We start from the raw sequence: 25,730 nt of genomic DNA, 5'->3' as shown, positions 1-25,730 counted from the left end.
GACAGCGTCACCGCACCACCCTGAGTTCCTTGCCGCCATCGAGCAGTTGAACCAACCCGCGGCTTTGCAGCATCGTTGCAATCTGCTTCAGCTCCTCCAATGTCGGACGGCTGCGGGATGGCCACCCCTTTCGGAGACTCGAGAGCGTAACCCCTTTCCCTCCAGCCTTCCCTTGAAGTTTTCTCGCGATCTCCATCATCCGATCAGCCCTGTCCAGCATTGGGTTGGCGGCCCGTTCATGTAGTTCAACCGCCCTTGTCTTACCAGCCATCACCAAATTGGCAGCCAGCTGGAGCGATCGGCTGCAGACCACCGTGGCCTTGTTCACGAGTCCGCGTTCAACTAAATCTTCCTGGCCGGTCGCCACTCGGATGAAGTGCACAGCTGCTGCCACTCTGAGCACCTGACCTGGTCCCTTTGCCCACAACGCCTCCACCTCTTCGCTGTTCGCCTGGAGCGATAGCTCCTCTAACTGATTGAACAGAGCCAGGAAAGTCTCCTCAGCTTCGCCCGACAGGACATAGAGAGGATTGCTATCTTCTAGTGCCGCCAGGTACAATTCACCAAGCTGATCAGTCAGTCTTTCACTCTGCTCATCCGGCTGTATCAATTCACGCTTATGGCGGGGCAAGTGAACAAACAGCGGCCTGCTGTTGAAGCCATTGGCATTCCCTGCTTCCAATTGCTCTAGGAACACCTTAGGCTGGATCCCACCAATCACTGCAAGTTTCCCATTACGCACCTCGCGTGATTTCTTGGCGTCGGCGAACACGTCGTTTGAATAAGCGCCGTCATAGCTCGATAGCCAGAACTCGACGTCGCCAACACTGGCACCGTCTTCCTTGGCCATCTGCTTCAACCATCCGCTTAACTCATCCCGAACTAAAAGCCCTGGCACTTCTTCACCGTGCTCTGCAAGATCTGCCCGAATCCCCTGAGTAGTTGGAGCAGTATAAATTAGGTTCCTCTTGCGGTACTGAGGCAATTCATCTCCAGCCTCACTAGCAGTTTGTCGGCGCTCCTTTTCTCGATCATTCCAGCTGTCTATCATAGCCATTGGCTTGGCCATCGGCTTGTTGATCAGCATGCTTAACAGGACCGATTTGGCGGTTCCGCTGGTCCCGATATGAAATAACCACACGATTGTAATTTCCACCATCGACCACCCTCTGATGCGGACACAAGGTGGCAACATTGCGGCCACCCCAGCCATCACTGTCATCACGATTGCTTCATCACTGAACTTTAGGCCTTTCCGGAGTATCCGAAACATTGGCAACCAATTTGCTGGTACGTAATCCGCAAGATTGATTGCAGGTGGTGCTCCACGAAGAAGAAGATCTTCCAGAGCATTGAGGAGGTCCTGGCGACGCTCGAGCTCAAGACGGCACTGGTCTGCGAACTTCGCCAAACCAGTTTGGTTATATCCACTAGCCTGCTGATTGATCAGCTCCTGGATTTCCGTCGCACTTGCGCCCACCTCAACCTTCGCGCGAATCTTGGTGTGCGGATCGTTTTGGTAAGCTTTCAGAGCCTCTGTTGTGCTAGCGTAACCAGACGCACTTAACCCTACGCGGATAAGCTCAATTCTATCAAGAAACTCTTGTAAAGATTCGTCATAGTTTCTACGGTTGTAGGGTCTTATTATTTTTGCCCATTCTTCTTTGCTGCATTTTTTGGGACGTACCCACTGGTCTTTAGGTAGCAACCAGAGGTCTGCGTGGTAGTGGTCCCCCTTCTTGCGTAGCTCGTTGGATCTCCTAATGTTCCGTTTTTTTACCCTGTCGTTGTGGAAGGCTCCATCAGGATCGATGTGACTCTCCAATTCAGCCCAAAGAAAGCGTACCTCCCAATAACGACTTCTATGAATTAAAGGATCGAGGCAAATGTAATCTCCCCATAGGGAGTTGCCTTCTGATGCTAGATCGCCGTCAATGTCTTTTCTTTTGGCAGCTTCGACGTACCCGAACTGGAAGCGGTCGAATTGCTGCCATCCTTCTATCAAAATATTAGTGACTTTGATGACCCACTCATTTACGTTTACTATCAGCGATTTTGGTATCGTATGCCTCTCAACCCATGGCCAAGTCTGCACCTTGCGATGTGGGTAAACCTGATCCCAAAGCCACACCCCGCGAGGATCGAATATCCCGATAGGATTGAGCTCTGGCGGCAGATTATCCTCAGGTAATATAATCGGGAGTTTTTCCCACTCCTTCGCTAGCTGTTCTGCTTCGGCGCGCTGGTCGATCCAATTTTCAATGTCCCCAAGCTGCTGGAGCTTCTCAATGGCAGCATAAATCTCTTCAGCAGATCGAGCCCCCTCATTGGGGGGTAAAATTTGTTGGTTCATGAGCGGCTTCCTCTTGGGAAATTGTTTGTGAAGGGCGGAAGCAGGGCTGAAGTTCTCTAGGCCCAAGCCCTGCTTCCGTGTGAGTAGCTGTCAGCAGACTGAATCAATATCTCCCCAGCCGAGTTCATTTGCCCCAGTTGAGATCATCAAGTGAACCCGGATAAGCTCCAGCAATCTCCCCCTGCATACCCCACAGGATTTCGTAACCCATCCCGCTTTGGCTAAGCGCATACGCCGGCCCAACGGGTAGAGAACGGACAAGCTTGGACAGTTCAGTGCTGGAGCTCATGGTCTGTGTTTGCGAATGATCGTGTGGATTTCTCCCCATTGACGCGATGGGGTCTTCGATTTTTTTCTGCATCACTTCAGCCCTCCTCTTTATCGAGGCCCTTGCGAACCAATGCGCGCATTTGGTTCAGCTGCTCGGCTACCTCATCGAGCAAGACGGCCAGCGCCTCAGCCCGAAGTAGCAATTGGTTGTGATTAGACCAAGCTTGTGGCCCTATTCCCAATCGAAAATTGACGGTCACTTTGACAGCTCCCCGTAGGTCTCGCCTTGCTGTGCTTCATGGCGCAACCGGGAATACCCGCGAAGCGCCTGCTCAGTGGCAGTGGGATCCCAAACGGTTCGACGACCTTGGGTGATGTAGTGAACGCCTGGCTCGAGAACACCGTTGTGGCGTAGCTCAATCAAACGATTTCGGCTGAACCTGAACCGCCGAGCGATCTCGGTGGAGGTAAGCCATTCTGTGATAGTGGACATAGAAGCTGAGGGATTCTCTGCCAGACATAAGGTCTGCAGTTGGATTGATCGCTCTCAGTGCCTATTGGGGTGTTTGCTCGGCTGGAAGGCCGGCTTGCATCGCGGTGCAAGCTCCGTATCGCGGCGAATTATCAGTGGCTGACCCACGTGGAGAACTTCCATTCACCAGTGCAGGTTTAGGGCGACTAGAGGAAGTCGCCTTATTGGAGCATCCTAGAGCATCTAGGTCACTTCTTGAGCTCTCCTTCGGTTATTACCCCACCAAATGCCGCATTAAAGGCTGCGGCCGCCGCTCCGTGACTTACGAACCGTGCGTACCGGCGCAGATGGGTCTCCAAGCTATGGCCCATTGCTTCAGCGATGAACTTTGGTGGAACGTTGTTGCGATGACAGGTGGCGGAGTAGCGGTGACGCAGGGAATAGGGCACCAGTTCCTCCCCAAGCTGCTGCGCTTCGGCGCTCAGCTCCTGCCAGATCGCCTGACGTCTTAGGAAGCGGCCCATACGGTCGCCGGCCAGACTTGGGTCAACAACCTGCGGTAGGGGCTCACCAGCTTGAAGTCGCTGCTCCAGTCGCCAATCCGTTGGTGCCCCGCCCATATCCAGCAGGGGAGCTGCAAGCAGTCGTCGCGGCTTTGTAGTGCCCCCTCCTGACTTCTTGCAATACATGCACCAGAGCTGTTCACCCTTGAACCGAAGGTGGAACAGCTCCGTTGGGCGTAGTCCATATTCCGCGCAAAGTTGGACCGCAAAAGCCCAACGCGATGCCTCCTCGCTGCCGATCACCTGGAGGCCCTCTACCAATCGGATTACTTGGGCGTTGCTGAGGGCGAACTGTTCGCGAGTAGGGGCGCGTCGCCCGACGACGTTTGCCAAGCTGTGCGGTGGCTCCCAAGTGCGTGAGCTCACCCCATGGCGCTCAACCGCGTACCTGAGGAAGGCGGCGCCGTTTTGAGTAGCGATTTGCCGACTCCTGCTGCCTAGGTCCCATTGACGGACTGCTGCTTCGAGAAGGTTCGGCCCGTTCATCGGCGCCCCTTGCCCCGACATCAGCTCGATCATTCGCGTCACCACTGGAGCGTACTTACTAGCCCAGGTGTTGGAGTTAATGCCCGCGCCGTGCTCTCGCTTGTGTTTCTCAAACGCCTCAGCGATGGCCGTCCAGTTGTGGCGGGAGACATCACTACTTGCTCCATTAGCGAGGTTTGCTGCTGCACGCAGATCCTCCCCCTGAACCATGAAATTCGCGATAACGCGTATTCGCTGAATCAGATCGTGCTCGTAACCCTCTGACCAGCTGTAGGGCAAGGCGACAGAAGCGCTGCTGATAGATCCATCAGCCTGCGCAAATCGCTGTTGCACTCGTGCACGGCCGGTCTTGTCGGGGCCGATGTTGCAACGCGACGGAAGGTGCTGGCGGAGATGCGCCCTCACCCGCTGTTCCCAGGTGGTTGAAGCATGGGAGCGGTTGGTCACCGGTTGGACAGCGGTTGGACAGGGGTTGGACAGGGCGGAGCAGAGGAGAGCACCGCGGATCATTCCAACCTTGAGATTGAAGCCCAAGAAGTGCTGATATGACAAGAGTTAGAGCAGTAGAGCGCGTTTTAGAGCAGAAGGGAGCTGACCAGTGCGCATAGGTTTCTGTCGCTTTGGGAGCACTAGGTCGCAGGTTCGAATCCTGTCGCCCCGATTGACTTTTCAGGGATTGGCTGAAACCAGGGCACCCAAAAGGCACCCAAGCCAATCCCTCCGCCAAGCCATACGCAGCGCAGACGGCGCCTACAGGGCCGGCCAGGCCGTGATGACCGATGCCGAGTTCGATGCGCTGGTGGTCGAGCTGCAGCGAGTTAGTCCCGATGCGCCTGAGCTCCATGCACCCGGCGGGGGCAGCAAGCTGCTGAGCCTGGACAAACAGGAATTGAGCGAGTGGCTTGCGGGTCTTGGTGCGGCCGCTGCTGGCCGCTTCTCGGTGACCCCGAAGCTCGACGGGTGCGCCATTGCGCTGGAGTACCGCCAGGGCCTGCTCACGGCCGCGTGGACACGCAGCGGCGCGGACGCGATGCACCTGCTGCCCCTGGTTGCCACCGTGCCGTCCAGGCTCAAGGCACCGATAAGTGTGCAGATCCGTGGTGAGCTGTACGGCCTCGATGGACGCCAGAGCACACCCGCTGCCGCCCTGCGCCGCAAGGTGCCCAGTGGTAAGGGCCTGGCCTTCCTGGCGTTTGAGGTGATGCAGAGTGCGGCCGATCACGCCACCCAGCTGTTGGCGCTGGATCGCTGGGGTCTGCCCATCCCCCCATACCTGCTTTGTCGCGCCCCACAGCTGGCACGCCACCACCGCTTATGGCTGCAGGGCCAGCTGTGGATCGAGTTGCCCACCGATGGGTTGGTAGTGCAGCTGGATGACGGCCAGCAGCGCCGGCGATTGGGTGTCACCACGGTGGCGCCGCGCTACGCCCTGGCTATGAAGCGCTGAGTCGGCCGGCTGTTCAGGGGTAGGGCCCCAACCGGCCAAGGGGCTTGACCCCGTTCACGTAATCGGCTTGGGTGAGACTGGTGGCGCCTTGCTCGCAGTCTCAAATTAGCCGAGGCCGAGATTGCCCCTTACAGGCACAAGATCCGTTGCACTACATGGGTTTTGCCCCGATGCCGCCGCAGTCTCAGTTCAGCCGTTGACGAGAATGCTCTCCCATGCGCCAGATCGCTTCTGCTGCAGAGGTTTAGCCCCGTTGACGTCTCGACGTTGGGTGAGACAGCTAGCGCCCCGAGCGCAGTCTCTAACCTGCTGCGGACGTGAATGCTCTTCCATGCCCCAGATCCTTTGTGGCACAAGTGTTTTACCCCGCGGACGTGAAAGGCTGAGTTGAGATGACTGGGTGCCCCGACCTCTCCAGGTACGAGGCCCAGGATGTGGTGGTGGGAAATCTCTTTGGTACCTGCCACCGGAGTTTTTGGTTTCCCCGGCCGCGACCTCCTCCGGCAATGCCAGCTGCTCTGCCTGGTGACTCAGCGGCTCCTCTGCGAGCCCCCCCCCCCCCCCCCCTTTTTTTTCTGAAGCAGTTGGCAACATGCTTAGGGGAGAACTTCGAGTTCGACCGGTCACAGTTCAAAATCCAGCCGGATGGCACCTTCCGCATCACCATCCGCGCCATGGCCGCAATGGCGGGGGTGGACCAAAGCGCTCTCACTCGCAGTCTCAAATCTGCTGAGGCCGAGAATGCCCTTCCATGCGCCAGATCGCTTGTGTTGCAAGGGTTTAGCCCCGAGGCCGTCTCGAGGTGGGGTGAGACGGGTGGGATTCCTGAGGATGCTGCCCCGTTCATCCTCGAGCACTACGGCATCCATGCCTCGACTCCGTCCAAAACAGCCAGGGGGGTGCTATTGGCACTCTGCCGAGTGGGCATCAACGCTTATCTGAAGGAGAAGCTGGGGTTGGGCCAGCAGCCGCAGGCCGGGCAGTTGGGTGGAGGGGATTTGATTGCCCTTGCCGATCGCACGGTGAATTTGCTCGAGCGCCTGGGTGGGGTCGATGCACGGGCCCAGCACCAGCTGCGTGACATGGCCTTGAACTACGTCGCCCGGCAGGCCGGTGGCGGTATTCTTGCTCGGTGTCAACTATGTACGCGCCCGCGTACCTAGTTGTCGCCGCGCAGTATTTTCTCCGGCCTCAGATCGAAATGCTGTCGCTGCAGGAGGGCTTCAGGGATCTGTTAAGGGCTCGGGGCTTCGTCACCGAGCTTTGTTGTGCAACCCAGAGCCATGGCTGACCTCTCCCGGATTCACCAGGCCCTGGTCGAGGACTATCGCGAGTCCTTTGTTCTTGCCGCCGGCCAGCTGCTCGCCCAGCCCAGCTGGAACTTGGAGGCCACCGTGGTGCTGATGCACCTGAACAGCGGAGCGGTCACGATCGGGCCGGTATGCAACCTTCCCCTATGGCTGGAGCACCTCCCGACTGAGCTCGATGTCTTCGTGCGGCTACAGGAGCAAGGTGTGAGCTTTGAGGAGGCCTATGCCCAATGCCTGGCCGAGCAGGGGCAGGAGTTTGTCGATGCTTGCGAAACCGCCAAACAGAAGAAGCCCCTGGTCACCCACGACAACCTGGCCGAGCTCACGGCCCTCTCCCAGAAGGGGTTTGTCCGGGAGCCCCGCGAGCTGCTGGCGCTAGCCCAATGGTCCGACCATGTCAGCGGCTTTTTGGTGTCTTGCGAGCCTTACCTGTAACCAAACAGTTAAAGCCCAGCAGGTATCAGGCTCACTCCTCTTCTGAGCTGCCAAGGGGAATAAACTTGATCTGCTTGCGGCCGAGCTTGATCTCGAACTCATCGCCGCTGGGCTGTAGCTAGGGCTAGGGCTGCTCCTTCTGCTGGCGGTGAGCTGCAGCTCGGCAGGCAGTGGAGCAGAACCTGGCGGTGGATCGCTGGGGAGTGAAGCTCGCTGAGCAGTGTTCGCAGGAGGCCTGGCGTTCAACCCGGTGGCGGCCCCTGTATCGCTTCTGGCGGGTGTTCTTCTGTTGCCGCAGGTATTCAGGCAGGCAGTCGCTGCAGCGGGATTGCTGCTTCCACTGGTAGCGGCCTGGGGTGCCAATGGCGTTGGTCTGCCTGGTGCCTGAGATGAAGTTGCGGCTGCAGGTAGGGCAGGTGCTGCAGCGTGCCTCCTTGTTGGTTGAGCCGCTTTGGCCACACCAGGCCCAGGGCTCGGAGATCCAACGCACCCGTCTGGGAACTGGATCACCCAGCGAGTAAGCAGCGGCCATGGTCAAGGTCAATACGCAAACCCAGGATAAGCGCAGCACCACGCCTTAGCGTTTATCTCAATGCAGCAATGGCCTGGTGAGTAAGTACTCAGCCAGAACTCCTCACCACGCTTTAGCGTTCACGATGCCATGGTGTCGGGGTCAGCAGCGATGGGCCCGGCCCACCAGCTGGCAACCACGACCGCCATCACGGCAATGCCTTCCCCAATAAGCCCTTCACGGCTCCTAGCCGCGGCCATTGCTGCGCCCATCCCCGCCCTGGCCCAGACCGAGCAGTAGCAGCGGCAACCGATGCAGTGGCAGCGCGTCACCACCCTTTGGTCGCTGGAAGTGGCTGGCGGACCTCCTATCCCCTGCGTGAAAACAGGGGGACCCGTGCCGCCCACGCCGCGACAGCAGGCATTGGCACCACCATGGTATGGGTTGGCAGCGTGATGCTGGCTTGTGGGCGAGCATTCTCCAAAGTGGGTTGACTAAACGGCGTAAGGCCCACAACCGCGCCCAATGCATTGTTGGTTGAGGTTTCATGGGCCATGGCGGGCTTGTCCGCAGTCTCAGGTCAGCCTCCTTGTGCACCCCAGGTGACAGCCTTGAGCTCGACCGGTCGCAGTTCAAGCTCCAACCAGACGGCACCTTCCGCATCTCGATAAGGGCCATAGCGGCAATGGCGGGGGTGGATCAAGGCGGTCTCACTCGCGGTCTTAAATCAGCCGATGACGAAAATCCCCTTCCATGCGCCAGATCGCTTGTGGCGTAAGGGTTTTGCCCCGATGGCGTCTCGAAGTGGGGCGAGACTGGTGGGATTCCCGACGATGCCGCTCCTTTCATCCTCGAGCACTACGGCATCCATGCCACGAAACCGTCGAGCACGGCCAGGGGTGTGCTTGTCCGGCGTCATGGCTTGTCTGGCGGGGGAGCGCCCAGTTGGCCTCTGCTGCAGTCTCAAATCAGCCGATGACCTGCCGCGTCCTCCTCCGGCAATGCCAGCTGGCTCAGCTGCTCCTCTGCGAGGGCAAACCACCAGCCTCCTTCTGAAGCGGAGGGTCCCTTGTCCAGCTGGATTTCGTAACGGCAGCCATCGGGGGACGGCGGAGACCCCACCCCCACCGACCGGCCGCAGCGCCGTGGCAAGGACGCCCCGCAGGGGCGCATGGCCTGATCCTTGACGCGGCGCGAGGACTGGCCGAGGGATTCAGGTGGCTGTTTGACGGCCTGGTGGCAAGCCAATCGCCGATAATGCTGCGGGGCAAACCAACCTTGAGCAGGCATCCCTCGGCTACAGCAGGGCAGAGCCGTGCTTGCGAGCCAACACGGCCGGGAACATGCGCTGCTCGTCGTAGTGCACGCTGATCACCTCCAAGCCGGCCTCGGCCAGCTGTCCACGGGTGGTGGCCTCATCCCGGTGGCACATCCAGCGCACCGGCACAACATCTTGGAATAGCAGGCGCTGCTGCTCTAGGTCGGCCCGCGAGTAGGGCTTCCAATGATCGGGCGGGGTGATGAAACTGACGATGAACACCCCCTCTGGTCGCAGGGCCTCGGCCACCTGGCGGTAAAAGGCTGTGCAGAGCTGGTCGTCGTCGACGTAGATGTTCAGGCCGTTGCTGGTGATCAGATCCCAGCGCCCCTGGCAGCTCAGTTGCCAGGCATCCCGTTGTTCGCACGCCATGGCCACGGGGGTGTGACGCTCGCTGTGGTTGCGCAGCGCAGCATCCAGCGCCTTGGCATCGAGATCAATGGCGGTGAGGCTGACGTCATGGCATGCCGCGTAGTCCAGTGTCAGCAGGTCGTCCATCAGCCCTGATGGCAGGGAGGCGAGTTGCATGCCGGATCGCAGCAACGGCTGGGTCAGCCCACGCATGAGAGAGAAGCGCTGCTGCGTCGCCAGCAGGAGCGGACAGCGCTCCAGCAACCAAGTCTCCAGCTCACCCAGGGGCGATCCATCACTGCTGAGCCGGGTTTGTGAGCCGCGTTCGGGGTACAGCAGCACGTAGGAGGTCCACTGACCGTTCAAGCCCAGATTGTTGAGCAGGTACCGGCCCAGCTCAAACTCGCTGAGCTCCGCCCGCAGCCGGGCCACGTCCGAGGGAGTCTCCCCGGCCGTCGAGGTGATGCTGTGACCGTGGGAAAGGATGTCCATGCGTACTGAGGCCTTGTCCAGCTGGAGGATGGAGGGTGGCTCCTGGCCATCAGAGCATTGAGCGCGCCCTCGGCGCCCGTGCTCGAGGCGGCGATTGTTCGCCTGGGCTACAACAGGTCAAACCCCAGCCACCATTGATGGCCTACTGGTGGGTCAACCACAAACAGACCTACCGGCAGGAAACCGACGGCGGCTATATCTGGTCGCCCAAGACCAATGCCAACGGCGCCCGAAATGTGAGCTACGACAACCTCACGCGCTGCGAGGGTGGGGATGTGGTGTTCAGCTACGCCAACGGCAGGATCAGCCAGATCGGGTTGGTGGAAACGGCGGCGATCACGGCACAGAAGCCGCCTGAATTTGGATCTGCAGGCGACAACTGGAGCCAGGATGGTTGGCTGGTGCGGGTGAACTGGCAGCCGCTGCAACAGCCGCTGGTGCCGCAGACATTTTTTGAGCTACTGCAACCGCTGCTGCCCGAGCGCCATAGCCCAATCAGCACCAGCTCAGGCCGGGGCAACCAGGGGGTGTATCTGGCGGGGCTTGGCGAAACCCTGGGTCTGCTGCTGCTCAAGCTGATAGAAGACCACGCCGATGCAGCGGTGCGGGTGCACCTGGTTGTGCTGGCGGAAGAAGGTGAGTACACCGCCGCGCTGCTCGATGACATGCAGCTGCTGCGCGACGTTCCAAGCAGCACCGAGCGGGATGCCCTCACCAAGGCACGGCTGGGGCAGGGGTTGTTCCGCCATCGGGTGTCGGAATTGGAGCCGGCCTGCCGGGTCACGGGGCTGGCGCGGCAGCAGTTTCTGGTGGCGAGCCATATCAAACCCTGGAGAGACTGCGACAACAGCGAACGGCTGAGCGGCGCCAATGGCCTGCTGCTTTCCCCCCATGTGGACAAGCTGTTTGACCGCCATTGGATCAGCTTTGATTCCGGTGGGCAGCTGATCTGGCAGCACGAGGCCGCTGGAGAGGCCCTGCGCTGCTGGGGTATTGGAGGGGCGAATCTGATCCGGCCGTTCAGCCGCGAGCAGGAGGCTTTCCTTGGTGCCCATCGGGAAGCCCTGCGAAGCTGACATGGCTCGACCCTTGACGCGGCGAGAGGGCTGGCCGAGGGATGCGGTGGGTGTGCGCCGGCCCGGAGGGACCCTGCTCCCCCATCCCTGCCCCCGATGCAGCAGCCCCTGCTCAGCCGCTGAGACACTGGGCCTGCCGCGCCCGATCGCTTGATGACCCCTTACCGCATCGTCCGCGATGACGGCCAGCCGGACACCATCGCCGGCCAGTCGTATCAGACGTACGACGCGGCCTACGCGGTGCTGGAGCGCTACTACAGCGACCTGTGCTGCTCGGATGAGCGGGAGTACTACAGCATCGAGGAAGAGAGCACCGGAGGGGTCAACGCCGCGGAGGACCTGGCCGATGGCCGGAGCGGCTGAGAGCAGGCAGCCGAACGGCAGCAGCGGAGCACTGGGCGCCGGCCAGCCCACCGAAGTGCTGGCCGGCTCAATCGAGCGCGTCACCTTCCACAACGCTGAAAACGGCTTCTGCGTGCTGCGCATCAAGGCCCGCGGCCATCGCGATCTGGTCACAGTGGTGGGCCATGCCGCCGAGATCAGTGCCGGCGAATGGGTCACCGTCTCCGGCACCTGGGTGAACAGCAGGGAGCACGGCCAGCAGTTCAAGGCCGCCTTCCTGCGTTCCTCCGCTCCGACCACTGCCGAGGGGATCGAGAAATACCTGGGCTCGGGGATGATCCGCGGCATCGGCCCGATCTACGCCAGCAAGCTCGTTGCCTCCTTTGGCTCTGAGGTGTTCGAGGTGATCGAGCAGGCCCCCGAACGCCTGCGAGAGGTGCCAGGCATCGGCAAGGTACGCGCCGGCCGCATCGCCCAGGCCTGGGCGGATCAGAAGGTGGTGCGCGAAATCATGGTGTTCCTGCACAGCCATGGCGTCGGCACCGCCCGGGCGGTGCGGATCTTCAAGACGTATGGGAACGACGCTGTGCAGGTGATGGCGGAGAACCCCTACCGCCTGGCCCGCGACATCCGCGGCATCGGCTTCCGCACCGCCGATGCCATCGCGGCGCGACTTGGCATCGAGCCCACCGCCACGATCCGCCTGCGGGCTGGGATCAACTACGCCCTGCTGGAGGCCAGCGGTGATGGCCACTGCGGCCTGCCCACCGCCGAACTGCTCAAGCTGGCCGGGGCGCTCTTGGCGGTGGAGCGGCCGGAGGAAACCGGCGCCACCACTCGCGTGCCGCTGGAGCCCGAGCAGATCCAGGCGGCCCTGGACCTGGAGCTCAGCGAGTGCTCCGTGGTGGCCGACAGCCTGGCCGGCGAGCCGGCCATCTTCCTGAGCCATCTGTACAAGGCCGAGCGCCAGATCGCCGAGGCGCTGCTGGAGCAGCTGCAGGGGTCACCACCCTGGGGCGTGATCGACGCGCTGCGGGCGATCGGTTGGGTGGAGCAGCGCCTGGGTCTGGAGCTGGCAGCAAGCCAGCGGGCGGCAGTGCAGCTGGCCCTGGCCAGCAAGGTGCTGGTGATCACCGGCGGACCGGGGGTGGGCAAAACCACCCTAATCAACGCCATCCTGCAGATCCTGGCGGCCAAGAAGCTGCGCATCCAGCTCTGCGCCCCCACCGGCCGTGCCGCCAAGCGCATGACTGAGGCCTCGGGGCTGGAGGCCAAGACCATCCACCGGCTGCTGGAGTTCGACCCAGCCAGCTACGGCTTCCGGCGTGGCGCCGACCTGCCGTTGGAATGCGACCTGCTGGTGGTGGATGAGACCTCGATGGTGGATGTGCCGTTGATGGCCTCCCTGCTGGCGGCGATTCCACCGGAGGCAGCGCTGCTGCTGGTGGGGGATGTGGACCAGCTGCCATCAGTGGGGCCCGGTCAGGTGCTGGCCGATGTGATCGCCAGCGGCGCAGTGCCGGTCACCCGTCTCACCGAGGTATTCCGTCAGGCAGCTTCCAGCCGGATCATCACCACCGCCCATGCCATCAACTCCGGCACCATCCCCGATCTGCGCTCCCCACCCGAGGGCAAGAGCAGCGACTTCTACTTCCTGTCGGCCGAGACGCCTGAGCAGGCGGTGGCCCTGATCCTCAAGGTGGTGGGCGAGCGTATCCCGACCCGCTTTGGCTTCGATCCGATCAGCCAGGTGCAGGTGCTCTGCCCGATGGCACGCGGTGGCTGTGGCTCAAGATCGCTGAACGTGGAGCTGCAGCAGCTGCTCAATCCCGATCCAGTCGAGCAGGTGGAGCGCTTTGGCTGGCGCTTTGCACCCGGCGACAAGGTGATGCAGATCGCCAACGACTACGAGAAGGAGGTGTTCAACGGCGATGTGGGCACGATCGATGCGATCGACTCAGACAACAGTGAACTGAGCGTGCTGTTCCCCACCAGCGAGGCAGGTGGCAATGCCGCTGCGGCCGGGAGCCGGGTGGTGGTCTACGGCTGGGGGGAGCTCGATCATCTGGTACCCGCCTATGCCTGCACGATCCACAAGAGCCAGGGCAGCGAATACCCGGCGGTGGTGATCCCATTGCTCACCCAGCACTACGCGATGCTGCAGCGCAACCTGGTATACACGGGCCTCACCCGCGGCAAGCAGCTGGTGGTGGTGGTGGGCCAGAAGAAGGCCCTGGCCATGGCGGTCAAGAACCACCTGGGCCGCAGGCGCTGCACCAAGTTGGCCGAGTGGCTCAGCTCACCATGACCCCTGAAAAGCCCATCACAACCGGTGGCTGGTAGGGCCGCAGCTGCTGGGCCATGGCCTCCAGAAACGCCACTAGAATCGTGATCAGAAGGATGTAATCGCGCAGGGCGGGATCCAGCATGCCGTGGGGTGTGGGTGGCTGGGTAGCAAGGACAGTTTCCAGTGGATCCCAGAGGGGATTGCTACGGGCCTGGGAGACCACTTCGGCCAGGCGAGCGCTGTGGGCGGGATCGGCTAGGGAGGCGGAATCAGCCGAGTGGGCGAAGGCGTTGCGCAGCTTGCGCAGCACCGCAAGCGCCTGCGCCACTGGGGCATCGATCAGACCCAGCCGGCTGGCCAGGGCCGCCTTGGCGCCCAGGGAACCCAGGGGGCGATCGGGCAGAAATAGGCCATCACCCTGGACGGGGCCCGGACCCATCACGGCCTGCAGCAGGTGCTCCAGGGCGGTGTCCACGCGAGCCACTCCTACCAGCACGGCGCCGCGGCCACGCTCTTCCAGCATCTGCAGGGCAATGGTCCTGGCCCCGTCAACAGCTGTCTTGCTCGAGTTGTCCGGGGAACCTGAAGCCATGGCTAAGGGGGCTGGGCTCAGCTCCGGCCGAGAAAAGGTGAAGCCTTGCCGCTGTAGCTCACCACCACCCGCTTCTTGGCTCGCGTGGCCGCCACATGCAGCAGTGAGCGCTCCTGCTGCTCGAAAAGCTCCCTGGAGAGGGCATCAGGCCGTTTGTTGACTTCCACCTGCAGGGGCATCTGGGAGGCATCGAGGCCCGGCAGAAAGACCTGGTCGAACTCCAGACCCTTGACCCGGTGCATGGTGGCGAGCCGCAGGGCTGGATCGCTGGGGTCGTCGGACTCCTCGGCGTTGATCACCCGGGTGGCAAAACCCTCGCCCTTGAGCAGGGCTTCGAGCTTCTCCACGGCCTTGTTGGTGCGGGCCGCCACGCAGGTGGAGGCCAGGGACTGTTGCTCGTCGCGCAGCTGCCGCAGGGTGCTCACCAGGAAACGCTGCTCCTCTGCGGGATCCTCGAAGCCCTGCACCAAGGGATGGTCACCATGGAGCAGAGAGCGATAGTCGCTGGCGGGATCGCTGCCCCCATCGAGATCATCGAAATCGAGGCCGTGGAGCACGGCGGTGGCCCAGGCGCGGGTTTCCTCAGTGGTGCGGTAATTGATGCGCAGCTTGCGGGCGCGGCCACGGATGTCGATGCCGCAGCGGCTGAGCACCACCGGCTTGCCGTAGATGCGCTGGTGGGGATCGCCGACGATGAACAGATCATTGGCGCGGGGCTCACCGACAAGGGCCCGCAGCAGCGAGAAGGAGGCCACGTCGAGATCCTGGGCCTCATCCACCACCACGGCGGCAAATAGCGGGGAGCCTGCTGACTTGTGGATCAGGTCGGCGGCGATCTGTTTGGCCTCCTCCGGCTCCCACAGGCCCCGCTGGCGGAATTCGGCGCGCACCGCGTCGAACACCGGCCAGATCTGGGCGCGCTGCGGGCGGCTGAGGCGGGTGCCGCGTCCGACGCGGCGGGCCATCAGGTACTCATCGCGGCTGCGGCAGCCCTGGGCGAGCACCACGTCTTTCCACTCCTCGCGGTAGAAGCGCTCATCAAGGCCGAGTGACGTGTCGGCCACATCCATGGCCAGGCTCCAGCAGCTGTCACGCGCCTCGTCGTTGAACACGCGCACCTGCAGGCCCTGAGCCTTGAGGAACGTCATCACCCAGCCATCAAGGTGAATCACCTCGATCCGCTGCAGCTCCTCAGGGCTGCAGATCTTGGTGAGGTTGGCGCGGATGTCGGTGGCCAGGTTGCGGGTGAAGGTGGTGAACAGCACCCGGCCGGGGGCGTCGGCTTTGATCAGCTCCTTGGCCAGCCAGCGGGCCCGGTGCATGGCCACCACGGTCTTGCCGGTCCCGGCTCCGCCCAGCACCCGCACAGCGCCACTCCACTGGCGCTCCACCAGACGGCGCTGGCTGGGGTGGAGAAACACGCGCCAGCGCTCCAGCGGTGCCGAAAGCATCGCTTCGAGCACGTCGTCGTCGGTGATCACCAGGAACTCGGCCTTGCTCTCGGGCGTCTCCAGTGCCGCCGCCACATCGGTGGGATCGATCGCGGCGGGGCGCTGCCGCTCCAGCTCCTCGATCACCACCTCAATCGGTTTGCCATCAGCCAGCAGGATCAGGCCATCGACGCAGTCCTGCGGCACCCATTCGATCAGGCGACTCAGTGCCTCCTCACTGCTGACGGCGCGTACGGCGGGCAGCAAGGCCTCGGGGACGCCGAGCAACATCAGCTGGTCGTCGCTGCAATGGGCAAACAGTGAGCCGACCTGGGTTTGGGCCGGAGCCGGCTGGGGTACGGGGGGCTGATTGGCCAGAGCCTCGCTCACAGCCGCAGCGATCGCGTCTCCTACGGCGAGCTCGGCGGCTTCCACATCCACCACCTGCAGGGCTCCAGATACCCGGTTCACATGGCAGGTGCGGCGACGGGCCCATTGGTAGGCATCGTCGTGCTTGTCGATCCAGAGCAGCACGTAGGTATCGCCTTCATCAGGGGCGCGCACGATGCAGCGGATGTCCTGATCCACCCGGATCGAGCGGATGAAGGGGTCCTTGCCGCCTTCGATGCGCTCGTAGTTCAGCCCCGGACTGCGGGGGTTGGCACGGAACTTGGAGATGAAGGTGGCCACCTTGCCGCGCGACTTCTCCGGCAACCGCCCGAACGCTTTGAAGAAATCGTTGGAGAGGGCAACGGTGAGGCGGGGCTCGCTCATGTCAGGTGCGGGGCGGGGTCGGTGATGGCTGAGGGGTCAGGCGGTGGCGGAGTGGATTGGACGTGGATCAGGACGGTGGAAGGGCCTCCATCAGGGCGGCGGCTGTGGCGGCAGGAGGATCCTCTACCGACCAGCAGCGCCAGCCCGCGGCAGTGAAGGCTTCCGCATCAACAGACTCGATCACCACCGCCAGCCGCTGATCCGGCCAGGCGAGTTCAGCCTGGGCGATCACATCACCCTTCGGCCCTTCCAGCTCAAAGGCCTGCTCAGGCAAGGGCCGATCGGTGCCTTGCCAGGCTGCCTCCAATGCCTGCAGCAGCGGCTGCACGTCGGCTGGCGCAAAGCGGCTGAGGGCCTGCCAGGCCTGTTGCGACGCAGCAACAGCGGTTTCTGGGGCGCCTGGGCCTTCCGGAGCTGCCTTGGCTGGCTCGGCCTCCACCCACACCTGGGGTGGGTCCACGGCGGCGGGTTGCTCGCTCCCACCCCAGCCCGGCGTGGAGATCAGCAGATGGGGCAGGAACTGGAAGAGGTTTCCCTGGCGTAACCATTCGCGCCAGGCCAGCTGCTGTTGTCGCTCAGAGCTGGAACGATCAGGTTCAAAATGAATGGCCCGAAAACTGGCGCAAGGATGCAGCCTGTCAGTTTTATGCAGACCCAGATCGACGAGATTGAGAATCTGCAGTTCTGGCACAGGAGCGAGGTGTTGACCCACTCGGGGAGATTCACCGCCCTGCCTCCACTCCTCGACATGTGAATTGAGATTCAGAGCCTCTCGTGGTGCCATTAAAGATGGATCATGGATCTGCACTGGAGGCATGGGCGGGCGCTGGGCAAGGCAAAACATTTGCGCGAGACCCTGCCAAAGTGCTTCGGAAGGATTGGCCAGGTAGGCCATCAGCAATTGCAGACTGTTAGCCAGCTGAACTTCGCGAGGAATTGGGACTGGTCGTTGTGAAAGGTCGTCTAAGACGCTTTGGGGCCACCAACGTTCAAGATAGTTTTCGCGATTTTTGGAAGCAAAGTCTGGCATCATCCCCACTGCAAGCCCGTTGGGCTCCAGTGGTGCCTGCGCCGTGGGAGGTGCCTCCACAACGTCATCCCAGCTGAGGGCCCAGAAGAGGTAGCGACAGCTGCGCTGCAAGGCCATGCGCTGTTCGGCATCTGTGGCCAGCCGGCCGCGGTGGTATTCCCAGCCATCGGTGTAGACAGCGATCGGTTTGCCGCCAGCCGTTGGTGTGAGCAGGAAATCGGCACGAGAAAAGGCGCGAACACCCTCGGCCTCACCGATCGGAACCTGCTGCTCCACCTTCCAGCTCACCACGCTGGAGCCACTGTTGAAGGTCAGCAGGTAGCCCTTGTTGCCCTTGATGAAGTCCTCGCGCAGGGTGACGGTGACCCCAGGTGGCTTGCCTTTGCCTTCTCGCAGCTTTTCGATGAAGCGCAGCTCCAGTTCGCTTTCGGCGCGGGTGTTGATCACCACCTCCGAGAGGCTGCGCTCTGAGGGCTGCAGTTCCTCCCAGCGGCTCAGGATCGTCTGCAATTGCTCGATCGCCCGCCGTTTGCTGGTGCGCTCGCGATCAAAGCGCTGCCGGTACATGAAGATGCAGCGGTAGCAGCCATCGCTGCAGCGGCAGGCCTGCAGATGCTGCAGCGACTGCTCGAACACGGCTCGTAGATCCTTGCCGCCCGCTTCGATCAGTTGGCGCACATAGCCCGTCCCACCGGGAACGGAATCAAAGAGATAGAGGAAGGTTTTGCGCTGCTGGCTGCCGGGCTGGGGTTCCTCGCCGAGGGCGGATTGCAGGTGGTCCACCTTGCCGCCGAAGCGCTGACGCAGGCCCAGGTGCAGGGCGCCGATAAAGGACGGCTGGCCCGCCTCATCCCAGAAGTTGGCGCCGGGCAGCAGGAAGCGCAGGGCCTCGGAGTTGAACTCCCGATACATGAACAGCAGCTGGCGCAGCTGGGCGTCGTCGGGCTTGTCGCGATACCGGCAGCCCCAGGTGTGGTTGCTGGCCTTGGCGAGGCCGCGCTGCACCTTGCCGCAGCTGCGGCAGAGCTCAAAACCCTTCACCTTGAGGGCCTTGCCGGCGATGGCGTGGCTGGCGCCGACCACGGCCTGCTCGCCGAAGTTGATCTCACGGAAGGTGGTGCTGGCCAGGTATTCAGCACCGAAGGGGAACTCCTCATCGGCGATCGCCAGCGAAATCTCGCGGCGGCTGTGGTCGGGCACGATCAGCAGCTCGCGGTGGAAGAACAGCGGATTGCGTTCGTCGCTGTCATCCCCGAAGCGGCTGCGGGCGTCCTCGGTGGTGGCCTGCACCTGGCGCAGGCGGGCCATCTCCTTCACCTGACCGTGGTCGGCATAGCCGCTGCTGCCGCAGCGGGGGCATTCCTTGCGGCCGAAGTCGTCGTCGGTCTCGCGGCTGGCGTAGGAGCAGGAGGGGCAGAAGCGCCAGCGCTCGGGTTGGTTGAGGTTGGGATCGACCTGATCAACCTTGACGCGGCGGCCCTGGGCATAGAACTGGCCATCGGGCACCAGCTCGCGGATGGCCACGTTGGCCGGGCGCTCGTAGCTCAGGGGCGGCAGTTCCTCGCTGCGGCGGCCATCGCCGGAGCGGCCTGGCAGCTTGCGCCAGAGCACCGACTTGAGCGTGACGCCCGCTTCCGGGAAGGCGTAGTTCGGCAGGAAGCCCTCGTCGGTGAGCATCGCCAGCAGTGGCCGAGCGTCGAGGTCTTTGCGCAGCTGGTTGTAGGCGAACTGCTCGCGGCGGATGGAGTCTTTGGCCTCCCGCTCTTCGGGGGTGAGGCCGTCGTCGGGCCGCTCGCAGAGCTTGTTGTAGCGCTCGCGCAGTTTGCGGGCCTCTGCACCCAACCGCTTCCGTTCAGCCACCAGATCGCGCAGGCGGGCCAGCAGTTCCTGCGCGAAGGGCGCATCGAAGGCGCCATCCCCACCGCTATCGGCGGGGGTGAGCAGGAACGCACGCAGATCAGCGGCACTGGCCGCCTGCAGCTCTTCTCCGAACAAGCCGCAGAAGCGCTCCAGCAGATCGGCCTGATGGGCCTGCACCCAGCCCAGCCAGGTGTAGGGGAACTCCTGGGGGATGCTGCCGCCGGCTGCCTTCTCCACGCCATCGAGCACCGGTTTGAGCTTGCGCGGCAACGCCTGTGGATCAAGCCCACCCGCGACCCAGCGATCGAGGCTGTAGGCGAGCAGCTGGCGACGCAGGATGGCGGCCGCATCGAGATAGCAGCCAGGGGGATTCACCTGCCCCTGCAGCATCTCGCGCGGGTCGGAGAAGAAATAGAGGTCGTGGGCTGTGCCCGTCACGAGCGTTCCCACCATGGCGTTGCCGTCGCGGCGGCCGGCGCGGCCGATGCGTTGCAGGTAGTTGGCCGGCTCCGGTGGCACCGACGCCAGCAGCACCGTGGAGAGATCGCCGATGTTGATGCCCATCTCCAGGGTGGAGGTGGCCGAGAGCAGGTTGGGGTCGCTGCGGTACTCGCCGCGGATGAACTGGGTTTCGAGCCGCTCGCGATCGGCCCGCTCCAGCAGGCCGGTGTGTTCGCGGGCGACGATGCGATGCACCTCGCCGCGTTGGTAGAGCCGCCGATAGAGCGGTAGCCCGCCGCGGGGATCAGAGCGGTAGCTGCCGGAGCAATGGCGCACCTGACAGGGCAGGCCATCCCAGAGGCTGAGCTGGTCGGTGGGCACGCTGTGCATGTCGCCGCAGTGCTCACAGCGCACGGGGTGTGCCTCATGGCTCACGCTCACCGCTGCGGGCGGGATCGCCCAGATGCGCTCACCCCGGCCGCCGCTGAGCTGCACCAACAGACCGGCCTGGCACAAGGCGTCGATGACGGCGTTCAGGGTTTCCTTCTGCTGTTCCGCATCTAGGGGGCTTGCAGCGATCGCCGTGCGCTGCAGCCAGTGCTGTGCCCAGGTGGGGCGGCCGAAGTCGCGCACCAGCTGCTCGAATCGCCCCTTGCCGCGGTAGCTGGTGAGAAAGATCGGTCGACTGGCGGTGCGTCCGAACTTCGGCGTGTGGGGGATCTGGTTGAAGGGATAGGTGTCTTCACCGCCGCTCTCCAGGTAGCGGCTGCCCTTGCCGTCTCGACCCACCAGCTCGCTCAGGGCCAGAGCGCCGCGTTGGCGCAGGTGCTGCAGCAGGCCCACCACGAGCTGCTGCAGTTGGCCGAGGCGCAGGCCGCGCAGGGGCTCCACCTCGTTCTGCAGCTGGCTGAGCAGGCCTGGCAGCAGCTTGTTCACCGCGGCAGGATCCACAGCGGCCGCCAACGCACCGGCTTGCTCCACCGAGGAGCCCAGGCGTGAGCGGTAGCCGAATTCGGCGGCCACCTCAAAGCGCAGCCGATCGCACACGAAGCGCATCAGGGTGCTGGTGGCCTCCAGGCTTGGTGTGAGCTGCTGCTGGAGGGCATCCCATTCGCGCAGCCACTCCAGGTCGTGGGGGATAAAGGTGGCGGCGAAGTCGACCGGGTTAGGCAAGCGCTGCTGCCACTCGCTGATCAGGCGCTCCTGCAGCTGATCGAGTGGCAGTGGCGCGTTCGCTTCTTGGACTGTTGTGGTGAGGGCGGTGCGGAAGGAGGTGCGATAAGCGCGGGCCGCGATGTAGCCGGCGCGGTGGGCAGCGTCCTGAACCGAATCGGAGAAGGCCAGCAGCTTCTTGTCGCCGTTGAAGGCGGAGGCAAACAGGGAGGCGCTCCAGGTACTGGTGAGGTTGGCGGCAGAAGAACCGATCAACAGCAAACTCTGCTGGGCGTTGCAGTAAGGACAGTCGCGGCTGACCCGCGGGTGGTTGTTGTCGTCAACGATGCTGCAGTCAGGAATATCGACCGGCACCAGCTCTCGGCTCTGGCAGGTGGGGCAGACGGGCACAGCGCCGGATGGCGTGGCGTCGGCTAGCTCCTTGGCGGGATGAAACGACAGGCAGCTGGCACACAGCTGGTGGCTGCAGGCTCCCTCATTGGAAGGGCCGCCTTGGGGGAAGAGGTAGCGGAGCTCCGGAGCACCGGAGAAGAAGGCTTTGTAGAAGTTGCGGAGGTTGTTGGCGCGGTCCAGCGTGTTGCTGGTGGAGTTGAGGGCTGTGGAGGTCCAGGCGGTGGCGCCGCAATCGCGGCAATGCACCACGGGGAGGTGGACGCTGTTGTCGCTGCCGGCCAGATCATCGGAATGGCGCAGCTGGGGTGTGGCCTCCACGGAAGCCACCATGCGTTTGAGCTCGCGCAACCAAAGCTGCACGCGCAGGTTGAGCCAGGGCACCACCACGGGGCTGCCATCGAGCTTGGTGGTGCGGCGGCGGGCGTGGGCGATGAGCGCGAGCAGGCTCTCGAGCAGCAGCACGCGGTAACGGCGTGGGTACTGATCGCCCAGGCCCAGCTGACGCGAGAAGCGTTCCAGCAACTCCTCGATCGAGCAGGTGCCTGCGGCCTGGCGCACCAGGTTGTGCACAGCCGGCAGGGTGCCGAGCTGGTTGCCCAATGCAAGACGCCAGCTGTCGTTTTGAACGTTGCCCTCAGGCGGTAGTGGCAGCGAATCCCCCAGCCAGAGCGATGCCTGGGCCGCGAGGTAGGTCTCCGCGCTGGCGGCGTGTTCAGGATCGAGTTGATCCAGGGCTTCAAGCCCGGGCAAGGGCAAGAGGCGGAGCCCCTCCTCGCCAAAGGCGGTGTGATCCCGGAAGAACTCCTCGGGGCTGAGGCGCTCTTCTTCAATGAGCGAGGCGGGCTCAAAGCTGCTGGCAAAGATCTGCCCCGCATAGCTGCGCATCGCCTCACGCGATTCCGGGCCGCCGAGGGTGGCGGAGGTGCCCACGCACACCAGTTCATCACCAGGGCACTGGAGACGATCGCGCAGGCGGCGGATCAGACAGGCCAGGTCGGTGCCCTGGGCGCCATCAAAGGTGTGGAACTCATCCACCACCAGATAACGCAACACACTGGTGCCATCGCTCAGACGGCCGTTGTGCTCCCACAGCCCCTGCACCTGGGGTTGGATCAGCAGGTAGTCGAGCTGCTTGTAGTTGGTGAGCAGGATGTCGGGCGGAGCCTTCTGCAGCGCCTCTTTGTTGGTGATCACGCTGGTGGCGGTCATCGCCACCGTTTGCTCCTCATCGCTGGAGCCGATGTAAAGGCCTGCTCGCAGGCCCGAAAGCGCAGGAATGGTGTGGATCAGATCAGCAATGCGCCTGGCCTGGTCTGTGGCCAGGGCATTCATCGGATAGATCAGGATCGCTTTGATGCCGCGGGTGCCCTGGGCCTGCTGCTGGCGGCAGTGCTCCAGGAGCGGCAGTAGGAAGCACTCCGTTTTGCCCGAACCGGTGCCGGTCGCCACCAGGGTGTTTCGGGGTGTGCCAGGCAATAGCCGATCAAAGGCTTTTTCCTGATGCCGATAGGGCGGGAAGGGCAGTGGGATCTGCGGGAACCAGTTGCGCCTTGTGCCCTGGTGAAAGGGCAGGGCCACCGACACGTAGGGGCCCTTGAGCAGCTGCTCGCGATCGGCCAGAAAGCGATCGATCAGCCCCGAGAAGCCCGGCGTGGTGGGGTGAAAAGCGGTGCGGATGGCATCAGCGGCCACCTGCTCCAGCTCGCTCGCAACAACGGAGGGGAGCAAGGGATACCGCGATTCTGCTGCTCCAGGCTAATCGAGATCCCAGTGCTGCCAATGGTTCTGATCCATGCATTCCATGCATAACCACCAGCCACTCGACAGCAGGCCCTTTCCTCCCATAATGGGAGGAGCTGCCATTTCAAGTGCGCGTCATCGCCAAGAAAGCCTTGGTGCAGTTCTGGGAGTCAGGCCATGGCGATGCTGAACAACCCCTCAAGGCCTGGCATGCCCTGGCCAAGGCGGCCAGCTGGAGCAATCCCCAGGAGATCAAAGACAAGTTTGCAAGTGCCAGTTTTCTTGCGAACAACAGGGTTGTCTTCAACATCAGCGGCAACAAATATCGCCTCGTCGTCAAGGTGGACTACGACTTCAAAGCGATCTTTATTCGATTCATTGGCAGCCACGCCGAGTACGACAAGATCGACGCTTCAATCATCTGAGACACTTCATGCAACCCATCAAGCCCATTCGCAACGAAGCCGATTACGAGCTTGCCCTTCAAGAGATTGATCGCTGCCTGGATGCATCATCAGGCAGTCCTGAACGGGATCGGCTTGAAGTGCTGACAGTTTTGGTTGATGACTATGAGGCCAAGCATCATCCCATCAGCCCACCTGAGCCTATTGCCGCGATTGAATTCGTACTGGAGCAACGCGGCCTGTCGCGCAAAGACCTGGAAGGCGTCATCGGGAGCAGCGGGCGTATCTCAGAGGTGATGAACAACCAGCGCTCGCTGACGTTGGCCATGATCCGAAAGCTGGTGGAGAAGTTTGACCTGCCAGCTGATGTGTTGATTCGTCGCACAGGCAGCACAGCGGCTCAGAGCTCCACAGCCCGCGTGGCGGTGTAGGCGTCGATAGGGCACAGACTCTGCGGGAACCAATCCCGCCCGGTGCCCTGATGACTGGCGTGGTGGGGTGGAACGCGGCGCTGAGGCATCAGCGCAGTCCTTCTTCCTGCTGAAAACAGGCCTCAAGCCCCTGCAGCTGTTCTGCGCGCTTGGCACCCTTCAGCTTTGCCAGGTTCTGAAGTTTCCAGCGGATGGCCGGAAGCTCCTTCAGATGGGCAAACGGCATGCACTCCCAGCGGGGTTGGTTCTGCACCAGCGAAAGCAGGAAAGTGCGGTGCTGATCGGTGAGGGCGCGGGGCAGGTCCTGCACCAGACCTTCTCGGGTCTGCTCCAGTGTGTCCAGGCTGATCTCAGCGCGGGTCATGCCATCGAACTGATTGGCGAACGTGGCTTCCAACGGATGCAGACGGGGCTTCAGCACCTCATGCACCGGCCTGTTATGGCTGGCCAGATAGACCACGAAGCAATCCACGATCTCTGGGGTCAGGCCCATGTCGTTGTAGAGAACATGAACATCAAAGAGATCGCCGGGATGCTGCCGGTCCATGGCGGCCACAAGCTTGCTGCCATAGAGCTCAGCGGTGGCGAGCAAGGGCAGGGTGACCGCCTGGGCAAATTCCTCCTCCGTGGCTGGTGAGAGGGATCGTTGCTGCAACGGGAGCAGGGTGCCGCGAAACACCTCATTTACCTCCACCTTCACTTCGGCCAGCGGGCTCATGACCTTCAACTTGCTTTCGTTGTTGGCGCTGTTTCTGTGCAGCAGCACCTCGTGGCCCATGGCCTCAAGCTTGTCGCTGATCACCCGCAATTCACTGGAGATGGCTTGCAACGCGGTTGCTCGATCAAGGGTGTGGTCGGTGAACACCACATCGATATCGACCGACAAACGGGGCAGGTCGTGCAGGAACAGGTTGAGGGCGGTGCCACCTTTGATGGCGAAGTTGGGTGACTCGAACACCACGGGTGCGATGTCCAGCAACTGGCGAACCGTGGCGGTGTAGACGCCGTTCATGGGGTTGCGGCCAGATCCAGCCGTTCACCCGTACGACCCACAGAAACCCAGCGGCGACCTCCGCCGAGGCGGCGGCTGTGCTGCTGGGCCAACGCTGCCCAGGGCAATTCCAGCTCGGTTGCAAGAAGAGCTGCGAGGCGCACAACTTTGATGCGGGTGAGGTAGCCAAGAAGCTCATCCAACAGCGGGAGCCGCAGGTTGCGCGTGCTCTCCACCAGGTGGCGAACCTCCTCCAGGCCTTCGGTGCTGCCGGTCTCGCTGAGCAGCTCCAGCAAAGCCCGCTCAGGAGTGGACACGGGCAGTTCGGGATGGCCGCCGGTCAGGGGTGCCAAGCCCAGACCCGCCGGCAGCTCCGGAGCAAAGATGTGGGCCACGCGGTAGCGCACACGCACGACGTCATCAAGCCAATCCGGAAGGCGCGCCGGCTGATCACCCCAGAGCACCACGGTTTCCCTGTAGGCCAGGTTGTGACGGACACCACGCCAGGCCAGGGCCGTTTTGCCGGCGACATGCAGGCCAGGCACCTGCTTCGCCAGGAAGGCCAGGCACTCATCCCGCTGGAGGGTGTCGCCGGGAAGCGCGTAGGCACCGCGGCCGAGGCGCAACAGCCAGCCCGAGTGCACCAGAGCGGAGGCCCGCTTGGCCGTGATGCCGTGGGCGGCCAGCAGATCCAGCCCCAAGGGGCCGCCGCGGGGAAGGTGTGCCAGGGCCTCCTTGAATGAATATCGCACCACACT

At 62.7% G+C, this 25,730-nt stretch carries 19 protein-coding genes and 1 pseudogene; 8 read left to right on the top strand and 12 right to left on the bottom strand.

Annotated features, from left to right (window positions below; all coding sequences use genetic code 11):
• Nucleotides 1-7 precede the first annotated feature (7 nt).
• From H8F27_RS16875 to H8F27_RS16865, 3 genes are all read right to left on the bottom strand, one after another.
• Entirely contained in the window at nt 8-2,419 is a 2,412-nt protein-coding gene (locus H8F27_RS16875; RefSeq protein ID WP_197149710.1) for a DUF3987 domain-containing protein, read from the bottom strand.
• Nucleotides 2,420-2,477: 58 nt separating this feature from the next.
• On the bottom strand, nt 2,478-2,714 hold the full coding sequence (locus H8F27_RS16870) for a hypothetical protein (protein WP_197149704.1): 237 nt from the start codon (nt 2,712-2,714) through the stop codon (nt 2,478-2,480).
• A 629-nt stretch (nt 2,715-3,343) separates the two neighbouring features.
• Complete coding sequence (locus H8F27_RS16865) at nt 3,344-4,477, bottom strand: tyrosine-type recombinase/integrase (RefSeq protein ID WP_197149702.1); 1,134 nt, start codon at nt 4,475-4,477, stop codon at nt 3,344-3,346.
• A gap of 439 nt (nt 4,478-4,916) precedes the next feature.
• Here H8F27_RS16865 and H8F27_RS16860 point away from each other — a divergent pair, with 439 nt between their 5' ends.
• From H8F27_RS16860 to H8F27_RS16850, 3 genes are all read left to right on the top strand, one after another.
• Entirely contained in the window at nt 4,917-5,591 is a 675-nt protein-coding gene (locus H8F27_RS16860) for a hypothetical protein (RefSeq protein WP_197149701.1), read from the top strand.
• Nucleotides 5,592-6,175: 584 nt separating this feature from the next.
• Nucleotides 6,176-6,754, top strand: a complete 579-nt coding sequence (locus H8F27_RS17850; RefSeq protein WP_231596397.1) for a hypothetical protein — start codon at nt 6,176-6,178, stop codon at nt 6,752-6,754.
• 120 nt (nt 6,755-6,874) lie between these two features.
• The gene (locus tag H8F27_RS16850) at nt 6,875-7,336 is read left to right on the top strand and encodes a hypothetical protein (RefSeq protein WP_197149699.1); all 462 of its coding nucleotides are present in this window, start codon (nt 6,875-6,877) and stop codon (nt 7,334-7,336) included.
• Between the two features lie 31 nt (nt 7,337-7,367).
• Here the strand turns inward: H8F27_RS16850 and H8F27_RS17845 are convergent.
• The 4 genes and pseudogenes from H8F27_RS17845 to H8F27_RS16835 form a co-directional block, all read right to left on the bottom strand.
• Nucleotides 7,368-7,454 (bottom strand): annotated as a pseudogene (locus tag H8F27_RS17845) (AbrB family transcriptional regulator); the annotation flags it as partial.
• 6 nt (nt 7,455-7,460) lie between these two features.
• Complete coding sequence (locus H8F27_RS16845; RefSeq protein ID WP_197149697.1) at nt 7,461-7,868, bottom strand: hypothetical protein; 408 nt, start codon at nt 7,866-7,868, stop codon at nt 7,461-7,463.
• A 942-nt stretch (nt 7,869-8,810) separates the two neighbouring features.
• The gene (locus tag H8F27_RS16840) at nt 8,811-9,095 is read right to left on the bottom strand and encodes a hypothetical protein (protein ID WP_197149696.1); all 285 of its coding nucleotides are present in this window, start codon (nt 9,093-9,095) and stop codon (nt 8,811-8,813) included.
• 49 nt (nt 9,096-9,144) lie between these two features.
• Nucleotides 9,145-10,008, bottom strand: a complete 864-nt coding sequence (locus H8F27_RS16835; RefSeq protein WP_197149694.1) for a trans-aconitate 2-methyltransferase — start codon at nt 10,006-10,008, stop codon at nt 9,145-9,147.
• Between the two features lie 35 nt (nt 10,009-10,043).
• Between H8F27_RS16835 and H8F27_RS16830 the strand changes: the two genes are divergently transcribed.
• From H8F27_RS16830 to H8F27_RS16820, 3 genes are all read left to right on the top strand, one after another.
• Nucleotides 10,044-11,084 (top strand): HNH endonuclease, encoded by a 1,041-nt coding sequence (locus tag H8F27_RS16830; RefSeq protein ID WP_197149692.1) that lies wholly within the window; start codon nt 10,044-10,046, stop codon nt 11,082-11,084.
• A gap of 153 nt (nt 11,085-11,237) precedes the next feature.
• Nucleotides 11,238-11,447 carry a hypothetical protein gene (locus H8F27_RS16825; RefSeq protein WP_197149691.1) on the top strand — a complete coding sequence of 70 codons (210 nt, stop codon included), beginning with the start codon at nt 11,238-11,240 and terminating at the stop codon, nt 11,445-11,447.
• Complete coding sequence (locus tag H8F27_RS16820; protein ID WP_197149690.1) at nt 11,431-13,734, top strand: ATP-dependent RecD-like DNA helicase; 2,304 nt, start codon at nt 11,431-11,433, stop codon at nt 13,732-13,734. Before H8F27_RS16825 ends, H8F27_RS16820 begins: the two co-directional genes overlap by 17 nt.
• On the opposite strand, the gene H8F27_RS16815 is transcribed toward H8F27_RS16820, so the two are convergent.
• From H8F27_RS16815 to H8F27_RS16805, 3 genes are all read right to left on the bottom strand, one after another.
• The gene (locus tag H8F27_RS16815; protein WP_197149490.1) at nt 13,721-14,305 is read right to left on the bottom strand and encodes a hypothetical protein; all 585 of its coding nucleotides are present in this window, start codon (nt 14,303-14,305) and stop codon (nt 13,721-13,723) included. The two genes, H8F27_RS16820 and H8F27_RS16815, sit on opposite strands and share 14 nt — an antisense overlap.
• A gap of 17 nt (nt 14,306-14,322) precedes the next feature.
• On the bottom strand, nt 14,323-16,509 hold the full coding sequence (locus tag H8F27_RS16810; RefSeq protein WP_197149689.1) for a 3'-5' exonuclease: 2,187 nt from the start codon (nt 16,507-16,509) through the stop codon (nt 14,323-14,325).
• A 67-nt stretch (nt 16,510-16,576) separates the two neighbouring features.
• Entirely contained in the window at nt 16,577-23,134 is a 6,558-nt protein-coding gene (locus tag H8F27_RS16805) for a DEAD/DEAH box helicase (protein ID WP_197149688.1), read from the bottom strand.
• A 140-nt stretch (nt 23,135-23,274) separates the two neighbouring features.
• Here H8F27_RS16805 and H8F27_RS16800 point away from each other — a divergent pair, with 140 nt between their 5' ends.
• Both H8F27_RS16800 and H8F27_RS16795 read left to right on the top strand, forming a co-directional pair.
• The gene (locus H8F27_RS16800; RefSeq protein ID WP_197149682.1) at nt 23,275-23,571 is read left to right on the top strand and encodes a type II toxin-antitoxin system HigB family toxin; all 297 of its coding nucleotides are present in this window, start codon (nt 23,275-23,277) and stop codon (nt 23,569-23,571) included.
• An 8-nt stretch (nt 23,572-23,579) separates the two neighbouring features.
• Nucleotides 23,580-23,981 (top strand): type II toxin-antitoxin system HigA family antitoxin, encoded by a 402-nt coding sequence (locus tag H8F27_RS16795; RefSeq protein ID WP_197149681.1) that lies wholly within the window; start codon nt 23,580-23,582, stop codon nt 23,979-23,981.
• Between the two features lie 88 nt (nt 23,982-24,069).
• On the opposite strand, the gene H8F27_RS16790 is transcribed toward H8F27_RS16795, so the two are convergent.
• Entirely contained in the window at nt 24,070-24,993 is a 924-nt protein-coding gene (locus H8F27_RS16790) for a nucleotidyl transferase AbiEii/AbiGii toxin family protein (RefSeq protein WP_197149679.1), read from the bottom strand.
• Entirely contained in the window at nt 24,990-25,724 is a 735-nt protein-coding gene (locus H8F27_RS16785) for a type IV toxin-antitoxin system AbiEi family antitoxin domain-containing protein (protein WP_197149677.1), read from the bottom strand. The genes H8F27_RS16790 and H8F27_RS16785 overlap by 4 nt, the downstream gene beginning before the upstream one ends.
• Between the last annotated feature and the right edge of the window lie 6 nt (nt 25,725-25,730).

It is taken from the genome of Synechococcus sp. CBW1108 (assembly GCF_015840335.1).
GTDB lineage: Bacteria > Cyanobacteriota > Cyanobacteriia > PCC-6307 > Cyanobiaceae > Cyanobium_A.
This window is presented reverse-complemented; position numbering and strand designations above follow the sequence as displayed.

Excerpts from the sequence above, each read along its gene's own strand:
- H8F27_RS16870 (WP_197149704.1), bottom strand. The coding sequence starts at position 2,714 with ATGCAGAAAAAAATCGAAGACCCCATCGCGTCAATGGGGAGAAATCCA.
- H8F27_RS16860 (WP_197149701.1), top strand. The coding sequence starts at position 4,917 with ATGACCGATGCCGAGTTCGATGCGCTGGTGGTCGAGCTGCAGCGAGTT.
- H8F27_RS16850 (WP_197149699.1), top strand. The coding sequence starts at position 6,875 with ATGGCTGACCTCTCCCGGATTCACCAGGCCCTGGTCGAGGACTATCGC.
- H8F27_RS16845 (WP_197149697.1), bottom strand. The coding sequence starts at position 7,868 with ATGGCCGCTGCTTACTCGCTGGGTGATCCAGTTCCCAGACGGGTGCGT.
- H8F27_RS16835 (WP_197149694.1), bottom strand. The coding sequence starts at position 10,008 with ATGGACATCCTTTCCCACGGTCACAGCATCACCTCGACGGCCGGGGAG.
- H8F27_RS16825 (WP_197149691.1), top strand. The coding sequence starts at position 11,238 with ATGACCCCTTACCGCATCGTCCGCGATGACGGCCAGCCGGACACCATC.
- H8F27_RS16820 (WP_197149690.1), top strand. The coding sequence starts at position 11,431 with ATGGCCGGAGCGGCTGAGAGCAGGCAGCCGAACGGCAGCAGCGGAGCA.
- H8F27_RS16815 (WP_197149490.1), bottom strand. The coding sequence starts at position 14,305 with ATGGCTTCAGGTTCCCCGGACAACTCGAGCAAGACAGCTGTTGACGGG.
- H8F27_RS16810 (WP_197149689.1), bottom strand. The coding sequence starts at position 16,509 with ATGAGCGAGCCCCGCCTCACCGTTGCCCTCTCCAACGATTTCTTCAAA.
- H8F27_RS16795 (WP_197149681.1), top strand. The coding sequence starts at position 23,580 with ATGCAACCCATCAAGCCCATTCGCAACGAAGCCGATTACGAGCTTGCC.
- H8F27_RS16790 (WP_197149679.1), bottom strand. The coding sequence starts at position 24,993 with ATGAACGGCGTCTACACCGCCACGGTTCGCCAGTTGCTGGACATCGCA.